The organism is Mesorhizobium sp. M7A.F.Ca.CA.002.05.1.1 (assembly GCF_003998335.1).
Taxonomy (GTDB): domain Bacteria; phylum Pseudomonadota; class Alphaproteobacteria; order Rhizobiales; family Rhizobiaceae; genus Mesorhizobium.
Genome location: NZ_RZQI01000120.1, coordinates 1 through 10,467, shown reverse-complemented (window position 1 = coordinate 10,467; position 10,467 = coordinate 1). Strand labels below are relative to the sequence as shown.

General features: G+C 62.2%; 10 protein-coding genes. 7 read left to right on the top strand and 3 right to left on the bottom strand.

Annotated elements, in window-relative coordinates:
* From EN939_RS08965 to EN939_RS08940, 6 genes are all read left to right on the top strand, one after another.
* The coding region (locus EN939_RS08965) for an ABC transporter substrate-binding protein (protein WP_164750921.1) at window positions 1–1,209 on the top strand (1,209 nt) is incomplete at its 5' end.
* A 39-nt stretch (window positions 1,210–1,248) separates the two neighbouring features.
* Window positions 1,249–2,265, top strand: a complete 1,017-nt coding sequence (locus EN939_RS08960) for an ABC transporter permease (RefSeq protein ID WP_127267731.1) — start codon at window positions 1,249–1,251, stop codon at window positions 2,263–2,265.
* On the top strand, window positions 2,265–3,236 hold the full coding sequence (locus EN939_RS08955; RefSeq protein ID WP_127267730.1) for an ABC transporter permease: 972 nt from the start codon (window positions 2,265–2,267) through the stop codon (window positions 3,234–3,236). Before EN939_RS08960 ends, EN939_RS08955 begins: the two co-directional genes overlap by 1 nt.
* Window positions 3,233–4,192 (top strand): ABC transporter ATP-binding protein, encoded by a 960-nt coding sequence (locus EN939_RS08950; protein ID WP_127267729.1) that lies wholly within the window; start codon window positions 3,233–3,235, stop codon window positions 4,190–4,192. Before EN939_RS08955 ends, EN939_RS08950 begins: the two co-directional genes overlap by 4 nt.
* Window positions 4,193–4,200: 8 nt before the next feature.
* Window positions 4,201–5,187, top strand: coding sequence for an ABC transporter ATP-binding protein (locus EN939_RS08945; protein ID WP_127267732.1), 987 nt, complete (start codon window positions 4,201–4,203; stop codon window positions 5,185–5,187).
* A 139-nt stretch (window positions 5,188–5,326) separates the two neighbouring features.
* Window positions 5,327–5,629, top strand: a complete 303-nt coding sequence (locus EN939_RS08940; RefSeq protein WP_127267728.1) for a DUF982 domain-containing protein — start codon at window positions 5,327–5,329, stop codon at window positions 5,627–5,629.
* 107 nt (window positions 5,630–5,736) lie between these two features.
* Here the strand turns inward: EN939_RS08940 and EN939_RS08935 are convergent, their stop codons facing one another.
* From EN939_RS08935 to EN939_RS08925, 3 genes are read right to left on the bottom strand one after another with little or no spacing between them, the layout of a single operon-like run.
* The gene (locus EN939_RS08935; protein WP_127267727.1) at window positions 5,737–6,540 is read right to left on the bottom strand and encodes a DUF1194 domain-containing protein; all 804 of its coding nucleotides are present in this window, start codon (window positions 6,538–6,540) and stop codon (window positions 5,737–5,739) included.
* A gap of 42 nt (window positions 6,541–6,582) precedes the next feature.
* On the bottom strand, window positions 6,583–7,413 hold the full coding sequence (locus tag EN939_RS08930; RefSeq protein ID WP_236383056.1) for a hypothetical protein: 831 nt from the start codon (window positions 7,411–7,413) through the stop codon (window positions 6,583–6,585).
* Entirely contained in the window at window positions 7,397–8,395 is a 999-nt protein-coding gene (locus EN939_RS08925; protein WP_127267725.1) for a DMT family transporter, read from the bottom strand. The genes EN939_RS08930 and EN939_RS08925 overlap by 17 nt, the downstream gene beginning before the upstream one ends.
* A 151-nt stretch (window positions 8,396–8,546) precedes the next feature.
* Between EN939_RS08925 and EN939_RS08920 the strand changes: the two genes are divergently transcribed.
* A partial coding sequence (locus EN939_RS08920; RefSeq protein ID WP_127267724.1) for a BTAD domain-containing putative transcriptional regulator occupies window positions 8,547–10,467 on the top strand: 1,921 nt, incomplete at its 3' end.

Sequence of the window (10,467 nt, the reverse complement as noted above, 5' to 3'; positions counted from 1 at the left end):
ACCAAGAGCTGCACGCTGGAAGGCGGCGTTGTCGGCGACGAAGCGGCCGGCACCATCACCATCAACATCACCAAGCCGGATGCCGAGCTGCTCTACAAGCTCGCCTTGCCGCATGCCGTGGTCCTGCCGGCGGACACGCCCGCCGAAGACATGGGCTCCAAGCCCATTCCCAGCACCGGCGCGTACATGATCTCCGCCTTCGACCCGAACAAGGGCATGACGGTTTCCCGCAACCCAAATTTCAAGCAGTGGAGCGAAGAAGCCCAGCCGGACGGCTATCCGGATGTCGTCCAATATGATTTCGGCCTGTCCGAAGAGGCAGCCGTCACCGCGATCCAGAACGGCGAAGCGGACTGGATGTTCGACGCTCTGCCCAGCGATCGCCTGGGCGAACTGGGCAGCAAGTCCATGGACCAGCTGCACATCTCACCGCTTTCGGCTTGGTGGTACGCGCCGCTGAACAACCGTCTCGCACCCTTCGACAATGAAAAAGCCCGCCAGGCCGTTGCCTATGCGATCGATCGCAACACGCTGGTCAAGCTGTTCGGCGGAAAGGTGCTGGCCTCGCCGGTCTGTCAGGTCCTGCCCCCGGACTTCCCCGGCCATGAAGACTATTGCCCCTTCACCAAGAATCCGGGCGCCAAATGGTCGGCCCCTGACCTCGACAAGGCAAAGCAGTTCGTCGAGGACTCCGGCACCAAGGGTCAGAAGGTGACCATCATCGTCGAGGACACCGCCATTTCGCGGTCCATCGGCGTCTATCTGCAGAGCGTGCTGACCAGCATCGGCTATGTCGCCGACGTCAAGCCGATCTCGTCGAACATCCAGTTCACCTACATCCAGAACACCAACAACAAGGTGCAGATGTCCGTCACCCAGTGGTACAAGGACTATCCGGCGGCTTCGGACTTCCTGAACATCCTGTTCAGCTGTGCCTCCTTCCGCGAAGGTTCGGACGCGTCGATCAACATCGCCGGCTTCTGCGACAAGGAAATCGACGCCAAGATGCAAAAGGCATTGGACCTCGGCGTCACCGATCAGAAAGCCGCCGACAAAATGTGGGCTGAAATCGACAGGCAGGTCACCGACAAGGCACCTGCCGTCGGCCTCTTCACGCCGAAGCGGCTTGACTTTGTCAGCAAACGTCTTGGCAATTTCAAGTTCAACCGTCAGTTCAACTGGATGATCACCCAATCCTGGGTGCAGTGATGGCCTGGGTGCAGTAACGAACCGCGGAGGGGCACGTCCGTGTCGAACGTAGCTGTCGCCGCGCCGCGCAAGACGCGAGGGCCCTGGGCCGTCGCGTTTGCGAAGCTGGCAAGGGACAGGGCTGCCATGGCGTCGCTGGCCGTGTTCCTCCTCATCGTCCTTGCCTGCCTCAGTGCGCCTCTTTATGCAAAATGGGCAGGCGTGGACCCCTTCGCCTCGACGCTCGACGCCGTCGTCCAGATCGACGGTGCCGACGTTCCGGTGATGGAACAGTCGACGGAAGGGCTAGGGCTTGGTTACACACCGCTCGGCCCGACCTGGCGGCTGGGCAATTATTTCCTCGGCGCCGACAGCCAGGGGCGCGATGTCATGGCCAGGATGCTCTATGGCGGGCTGAGCTCGTTGCTGATCTCCGGAGCAGCCACCATCTTCACCCTGATCCTGGGCACGGCGGCGGGATTGATCGCCGGCTATTTCGGCGGCGTCACCGACACGGTGCTGTCGCGCTTCCTCGACATACTGTGGGCGTTCCCCATCTATCTGCTGGCGATTTCGCTCTCCATCGTCACCATCGCGCATGGCATCACGATCGGACCGATCCAGATCGAGTCCGGCAGTTTGTGGCTGCCTGTCATCATCATCGGCATCGTCTACGTGCCCTACGTGGCCCGCCCAATACGCGGGCAGGTTCTGGCGCTGCGCAAGAGCGAGTTCGTGCTGGCCGCGATCAATCTGGGCGTGCCGGGGTGGCGCATCCTGTGGCGCGACATCCTGCCCAACGTCACCACCACGCTAATCGTCTTCGTGCCGCTGATGATGGCGCTGAACATGCTTACCGAATCAGCCCTTTCCTTCCTTTCGATCGGCGTGCAGCCGCCGGCCGCGAGCTGGGGCACCATCATCCAGGACGGACAGGCGCTGCTTTACACCAGGCCATTGGTGGCGCTGGTGCCGGGCCTGGCGATCGCGGTTTCCGTCATGGCGCTCAATGTCTTCGGCGACGGCCTGCGCGACGCGCTCGATCCGCGCTCCAAGGTTCGGCTGGGGCGCGACTGATGATCTACGCAATCCTGCGCCGGTTCGGCCAGATGCTGTTCGTGATGTTCGGCATCTCGGTCATCGTTTTCTTGATTTTCTTCGCAACGCCGGGCGCCGACCCGGCTGCGCGCATCGCCGGCCGCAATGCATCGCCCGAAGTGCTGGAGGCGGTACGCCACAGCTTCGGCTTCGACCGGCCGCTCTACGTGCAATATGTGACGATGATGGAGAAGATCTTCGTCACCGGCGATCTGACCTCCTTCGTCAATCGTGGCTGGAAGGTGGTGCCGGCGGTCATGGATTCGATCCCGGTCACGCTCTCGCTGGTGTTCGGAGCGGCGATCCTGTGGGTGGTCGTCTCCATCGTCATCGGCATCGCCGCCGCCGCCACGCGCGGCAGCTGGCTGGACAAGCTGCTGATGGCGCTAGGGCTGCTCGGCATTTCCATGCCGGTCTACTGGCTGGGCGAGGTGATGAACCTGATCACCCAGAGCCGCTACCACGACAGCTGGGCGTTCTCCTGGGTGCCGCCGCTCGGCTACAAGAATTTCTCCGACGATCCGAAGGGCTGGTTCCTGACCCTGGTCATTCCGTGGATCACACTGTCCATTCTCTATATCGGTATTTACGGGCGCGTGCTGCGCGCGGCAATCATCGAATCCCTGCAGGAAGACTATATCCGCACGGCCCGGGCCAAGGGGCTGTCGGAGACCCGCATCCTGCTGCGCCATGCCTTGCGCACGTCGCTCATCGCATTCGTCACTCTGTTCGGCCTGGACTTCGGTGCGCTGGTCGGAGGCTCAGCCCTGCTGACGGAGGTGGTGTTCGGGCTGCACGGCATCGGCAAGCTCACTTATGACGCTCTGCAGAATCTCGATCTGCCGATGATCATGGCGACGGTGATGTATGCGTCCATGTTCGTGGTTATCGCCAATGCGGTCGTCGATTTCGTCTACATCCTTCTCGATCCGCGCCTGAGGACATCATGATACTGTCGGTGCGCGACCTCAGAGTTTCCTTCCGCACAAATGATGGCCTGGTGCGGGCCATCGATGGCGTTTCCTTCGACCTTAAGGAGAGCGAAATCCTCGGCGTCGTCGGTGAGTCCGGTTCCGGCAAGACCGTGTCGCTGCTGGCCGTCATGGGTCTCATCACCGATCCCAACGCCACCATCGAAGGGTCGATCCGCTACAAAGGCCGCGAACTCGTGGGACTGCCCGCGCGCGAGCTCAGGCGGCTGCGCGGCAACGAGATCGCGATGATCTTCCAGGATCCGATGACGGCGCTGACGCCTGTCTACACGATCGGCTGGCAGATCGCCGAACAGATTCGCGCGCATCGCAACATCAGCAAGTCCAAGGCGATGGAGCGCGTGGAGGAACTGCTGGCCGAGGTGAATTTTCCCAACCCGCACGAGGCGATGTCGCGCTACCCGCACCAACTGTCCGGAGGCATGCGTCAACGGGCGGTGATCGCAATGGCTTTGTCCTGCAATCCGGCGCTTCTGGTGGCTGACGAACCGACCACGGCGCTCGACGTCACCGTACAGGCCGGCATTCTCGATCTGGTGCGCAAGCTGCGCGCGACGCACAAGTCGGCGGTCGTCTTCATCACACATGACATGGGCGTGGTCTCCGAACTCGCCGACCGGGTCATGGTCATGTATGCCGGCCGCGTGGTGGAGCGCGGCAGTCGCATGGAACTGTTTTCCGATCCACGACACCCCTATACGCGCGCGCTGCTGGGTTCGATCCCGCCGCTGACCGGCGAAAAACCACGGCGCTTGCCGGCCATTCCCGGTTCGCCGCCGTCAATGCTGCGATTGCCGCAGGGCTGTGCGTTCGGTCCGCGGTGCCCGGTTCACTACGAGCCCTGCCAGGCCGGCAAGCCCGACCTCGGGAGCGGCACCCATGCCGCGGCATGCTTCAGGGTGGCACAGGCATGAGCGGACCGATGATCGACAAGAACCGCCCAATCCTCGAGACGCGTTCGCTGGGCAAGCGCTTTTCCATCGGCAGCCGTTTCTCCGCCGAAGGCAAGCGAACCGTTCATGCGGTCGACAATGTTTCCCTGACCGTGTGGCGCGGCGAGACGGTCGGGCTGGTCGGCGAATCCGGATGCGGCAAGTCCACGCTGGCGCGTTGCCTGGTGAGGCTCTACGACATATCGGACGGCGAGCTTCTGTTCGAAGGCAACGACATAACCTCCAAGTCGCTGTCCGAACTCAGGCCGCTGCGGCGCCGCCTGCAAATGGTTTTCCAGGACCCGTCGGCGTCGCTCAATCCGCGCCGGCGCGTCGGCGACCTGGTGGCCGAGCCGCTGCGCATCCATGGCAGGCTCTCGTCGAGCGAGATCACCAAACGCGTGGCGGAACTGTTCGACCTTGTCGGCTTGCTGCCGGATCACGTCATGCGGTTTCCGCACGAATTTTCCGGCGGACAACGCCAGCGCGTCGGCATCGCGCGGGCTATTGCCCTGAACCCGGACCTCGTGGTCCTGGACGAACCCGTCTCCGCGCTCGACGTGTCGGTGCAGGCACAAATCGTCAACCTGCTTGCCGATCTGCAGGAGAAGCTCAATCTCACGTACATCTTCATCGCCCACGACCTGTCGGTGGTGCGCCAGGTGTCGACCCGCATAGCGGTCATGTATCTCGGCTCGATCGTCGAAGAAGGGCCGGCGGAAGACGTGTTTGCAGCACCGGCCCATCCCTATAGCCAGGCGCTGATTTCGGCGGTTCCCGTCGTGGAGACGACGCCGGGTGGGACGCGCAAGCGCATCATCCTCACCGGCGACGTACCGAGCCCTCTGAACCCTCCAACGGGCTGCCGTTTCCATCCCCGATGCCCAATCGCGGCGGAGCGCTGCCGTTCGGAGCGGCCACAGTTACGGGAATACCGACCCGGTCGCAAAGTCGCCTGCCACTTCCCGACAATGTAGGCGACACTCACCACCGCACGGGTGATCGCCTTCGCCTGACAGATTTCTAAAAGACTCCATTCTTTATCTGGAACCAACCGGCTGTTGGCGCGTTTGGTGGGGTTCGATCGAGCGCATTGCGGTCGACCGGGAGGAAACGATGGATCAATTGCATTTCTTTTCGCCCGTGCGGATTTCGCGCGGGCAGGGACACCCTGCGGAAGAAATCGATAGTGTTGCCGAAGCCATGATGTTCTTGCGGAAGTGGCCGACGGGACGGCGCGGTCCGGTTTATCAGTGCGCGCTGAATTGTTGCTCGGCCGCCTTGTCGGGCCAGATGTCGGCCGAGGAAGCAAGGAAAGCGTTCACCGGCTTTGCCCGCATCACGCGCCTTCTCGATGACGACATGGCGTTGCCGGTGCCCGGCGAAGGCGAGGCAAGGGTGCACGCGTTGCGGCGATAGGCTGTTGTCCTGACGGACCTACAAGGTCTCGCGCTGCAGCGGGGCGGGTCTTGTTGTGCAATGCGCTCGGTCTGGCGGGTCGAAAGTTCGTCTTGCGTGGCACACTTTCACAGCGGACGCTCGTCGTTCATGCTTACTTCAGTCACGAGCTTGCGGCGAAGCGCCATCGTGTAGTCGTCTGGCCCCTTCGGCGTCATGACGAAGGCCTGGGAACCGCCAATGACCGATCTGGCAAAATAGGATGCCAGAGGTTCGTCGGGATTCTCATCCTCCGTCGGGATGGCGATGGCATTGATCGTATATCCCTTGGCTATGGCGTTCGACCTGCTCGGCTGGACGGGAAGCCCGTCGTTGTTCTCGCCATTGGAGGAGATATCGATGACTTTCTTGGCCGCCTTTCCCGGAAACTGGTCGAGCAGGAGACTGCCGATGTCGATAGCCGAGGAAACGGATGTTCCGCCTCGCCCTCTGCGGATGAAGCCGGTATCGCCTTTCCTGCTGATCACCGCAGCCGCCGCTTTGGCATCTTCCAGTCCGCAGATGCTTGTCCACGGCAGCACGACGCGTGCGTGTCCGGGGCTCGACCATTCAAAATAGGCAACGCCGATGCAGCCGACATAATTCCGGCTGATGGCGGCGATGATCTCTGGCGAGGTGAGTGCCGCGGCATGTCCCTCGCGTTGCATATCGGCGATCTTCGGATCGATCGACGACGAGAAATCGACCGCGAACACGATAGCGACGTCAACGTTCGCGGCATGGGCAGAGATCGCCCAAAACATCGAAACTGCAAGTATCCCTGTCACTCTCGAGATTGAACCGGCCGACGTCAGAATGCCCCAACCTGTCGCCCGCACCCGTTCGCGAAAGGATAGGGGGCCGGCGTCCTGATGATATACACTGCCAAACATGTCATTCTCCATCTCGACATCCGGTCGTTTCAAAAAGCGGGCTCAACATGTGGAAATCTGGCGGATCGCCTTGGTACCCACGCCGAACAGCAGCAGATCGGCCTTGGTCCACAAGAGATAACAGCCGAGCAAGGTCAGTGGCATGGCGAGGGCCGCGAAGGAGCCGCCCGACCAGACCTCAGGCAAAGCACGGCCGAGGGCCACTGTCGTCGCCAGCATTGCAGGCAACCGGCTGGCGAGCACCGCACTGCGGAACGGATCGGGCCAAGCGGCCGGCCACATCGGAATTGGCGTGCCGGGCCTGTGGAAGGTGCTGCCGAATTTGCCGAGCGCATGCAGCAGGCCGGAGGTCGCCGCAAGCAATGGATCGCCGAGCAGCAACAGGGCAATGCCGAGCCCGATCGCCCCCAGGCCCGACAGGAAGTCGCCCAGACGGTTGAGGGCAGGATCGGGAGCATCCGGCCTTGCCCAGGCCCGGTGATAGGCCTCGCCGCCCCAGAAGAAGACCAGGGTGGTCAAGGTCAGCGCAACAGTGCCATGGCTGCCAGCGAAATATTCGATCACCGCCATGGTGACGCTGCTTCCCTCATGCAAGCCGACCGGCGCGGTGGCAATCTGGATGGCGAGACCGACAATGAGGCCGAGCGCGTTACCGCTGTTGTAATAGCCGCCCGGTCCCTTCATGCGGGCGCGAAGCGCCGATACCAAATGTGCGATAGGAAGAAGGATCGTCCGCGCGTCCATCACTGCGCCCCCACGACAAGTCCTGCCGCCATCGGCAAGGCCACCGCCGCCTGGCTGATCGACGCCACTGGCCCCGTGTCGGGCGGCAGCCGGGGCCGGAATAGGTTTCGCATCACCGGCAAGGGTCATCACATTCCTCCACTGGACCTGAATTGTTGGGGTGACGATCGCCTGCCCAATTTGCGGCGGCAGCTGCAAAGGCAGGGGCCCCGTCGAAGGATTGAACCGAAGCGGTTCGCAAGGACGTGCGTGCCTGCGGCGCTCGGTTCGACAGTGCCACGGACAGGATCGCACCCAGAATGATGGCGGCACCCAATGCGCTCGCGGACGAGCTCCGCTCGCCGAGAAAGATCGCCGCGCCCAGCGCCCCGAAAACGCTTTCTGCGCTGACGATCACGGCGGCGTGGCTGGCCGGCGTAAAGCGGAGGGCAACCGTCTGTATGCCGAAAGCAATCGCAGTGGAGAACACGCCGAGGATCGCCAGTTCCGGGCCGGCTGCGAATGCGGCGGCCAACGACAGATTGCCTTGCATTGCGCCGAGCGGCAGGGCGAAGGCTGCGGCGCCGAAGAACTGTGTCGCGGCTGCGGTGAACGGCCGCGCATGCACCTGCATGTGCCGGCCCAGCTCGACTGCCCAGAGCGCATAGCAGGCAGCCGAGAGGACAGCGGTGAGATCGCCACTGCTGAACCCGGCAATCCCATCCGACAACAGCAGGGCTCCAACAACGGTCAGCCCGGCGGCGACCGTGAGACTCGCTGTCGGACGTTCGCCTACGAGAAACCAGGCGGCCAGCGGTGTCATTACCGTTGCCGTGCTGACCAGGAAGCTCGCATTGGTGACGGAGGCGCCGAGATAGCAAAGCTGCTGGAGCGTGATGGAGATGGCAAACAGCGCGCACACCTTGGCCAAGCTGGAAAAATAGTCCGGCCCGAGCGGAAGCCGCCTCTCCATCAAGACAAAGGGCAACACAAGCAGGCCGCCGATCAGGCAGCGCAGACCCACCGCACTCAGCGCGTCGAGATGCACAAGCACCATCTTTTGCGAGACATTGCCGAAGCCCCACAAAGCGGCTGCGAATAGCAGCAGCAAATTGGCTCTTGTCCTGGACACGCGTCCCCCTCGAACCAAGCCTTTCGTTGACTTGGTCACTTTAATTTAGCAAAGCCTAAACAGCCTGCCGTTACGGCAGCGCTTGAGCGCGAAGGCCGACTGTTGCGAAGCGTTAGTTTTGAGTTAGGATTTCGTCAGGCTGGGATAGCAAATGCAAAGTGAGGATAGGGGCGCTGCAAATAGAATCTCACTCTTCGGCGGTTTCCGGATTGAAAATGAAACGACCGGTCCGCTTCGGCTGACCGGGAAACGAGGGCCGGCAATCATCGCCTATCTGGCCCGGTGTCCGGGCATGGCGGCGACGCGGGAGAGGCTGGCTGACCTCCTATGGGGCGACAGCGACGGCGAACATTCGCGCAACAGCCTTCGGCAAGCCCTCAGTGTCCTGCGCCAGGATCTGGCGCGAGAAGGGGTGGATCTCATCCATTCCAGCGGTGAGCTGATCGCCCTGAGGCCAGAGGCCTTTCAAGTCGACGTGGAGAAGTTCGAAACGGGTCTCTCGGCCCGTTCCGCTCAGGACCTCGCGAAGGCCTTGGCGAACTACACCGGGCCCTTCCTCGACGGGCTTTATCTGGGAAGCAATGCGTTCGATGACTGGATCACATCGGAACGCGACAGGCTGCTCGGCCGCGCGCTTGAGTCCTTCGAAAAACTGGCCCGTCTCGTCGACGCCGATGCCGGGCTGATCCTGGCCGATCGTATTGTGACCATGGAACCGACACGGGAAGAATCCTATCGGCTCAAGATGGAATTGCTGCTCGCATGCGGGCAACGCGACAGGGCAATCAGGACATACGAAGCCTGCAGAAGCATGCTGAAGAAGGAGTTCGGCGTCGAAGCCGGCCCTGAAACGCGGGCGCTTTGGCAATCTCTGTTGCTTGCCGCCGATGACGCTTCAAATGTGCAGTCGACAAGTGGTGTTCCGGCCAGCCAGCGCCTTGGGCGTCCGTCCATCAGCGTTGCCGACTTCGTCAATCTGACTGGAAAGCAAGGCGATGACTTTTTCGCCAAGGGACTTGTCCAGGACATCACGACGGCCCTTTCCGAAGTGGCCGACTATGTCGTGCTCGCCGCGCTTCCGCCCGAGAAGAGCGGCCCGGGCGAAGAAGCCAAGACGCCAGGGATACTCCGGGCGCGATATATGCTCAGCGGCAGTGTCCAGAGATCCGGCAATGGGTTGAGGGTGAATGTCCAGCTCGTCGATGCCGCCGGCGGCCACCACGTCTGGGCCCAGAAGTTCGACGGCCACTCCGAGAACGCGCTCGAATTCCAGGACAGGATCGCACAGTCTGTTGTTCTTGCCGTGATCCTCGAACTTCAACTGACCAACTGGAAGGTTCGAGACAAAAGCCCGCCGGGTACCCCTGAAGTGCGCAGGCTGGTCAACGAAGCTCTCATGAAATATTTTGAGATGACTCGGGACTCACTTTTGGTCGGGATAGAGCTTGCCGAGAAGGCCTTCTCGATAGGTCCCGACAACGCCCGTGCAAAGCGGACGCTCTCGATCGTAATATCCATGGGCGTGGCGTTTGGTGCACTGCCTCGGGAGCGAGGGGTGATCGAGCGTGCGGTCGAGCTTGCGGAAGCGGCGGTGCGGGCGGTACCGGACGATGAAATTGCTCGATGTATCTTGTCGTTCGCTCTCGAAAGTTGCGGTCGTATCGACGAGGCGATCGCCGAATGCCGCCACGCGATCAGCCTCAACCCGAGCTACCCGACTGGCCACGGCGATATTTCGATGCTCTTTGCATTGCGCGGACAGGTCGACGAAGCGGTGCGTGAGGCCAACGAAGCAATCCGGCTCGGAACGCACGATGTCATCGACTTCTGGCGCCACCACGGCCTGGTTGTGGCGCTCTTCGCTGGCGGAGACAACCAGCGGGCGCTCGAAGCCGCCCGCAAAGTGGTCAGGACAAAGCCGGGCTTCGTTCGCGGCGCCCTTTATTGGGCCGCGACCGCGTCGGCCACCGGGAACAACGAAGAAGCGTCCCGGGCCATCCACCATTGCCTGTCACAACTTCCGCATCTCAATCTGAGCAATGTCTGCCCTGGCTTTGTGCCGCGCTATGTGA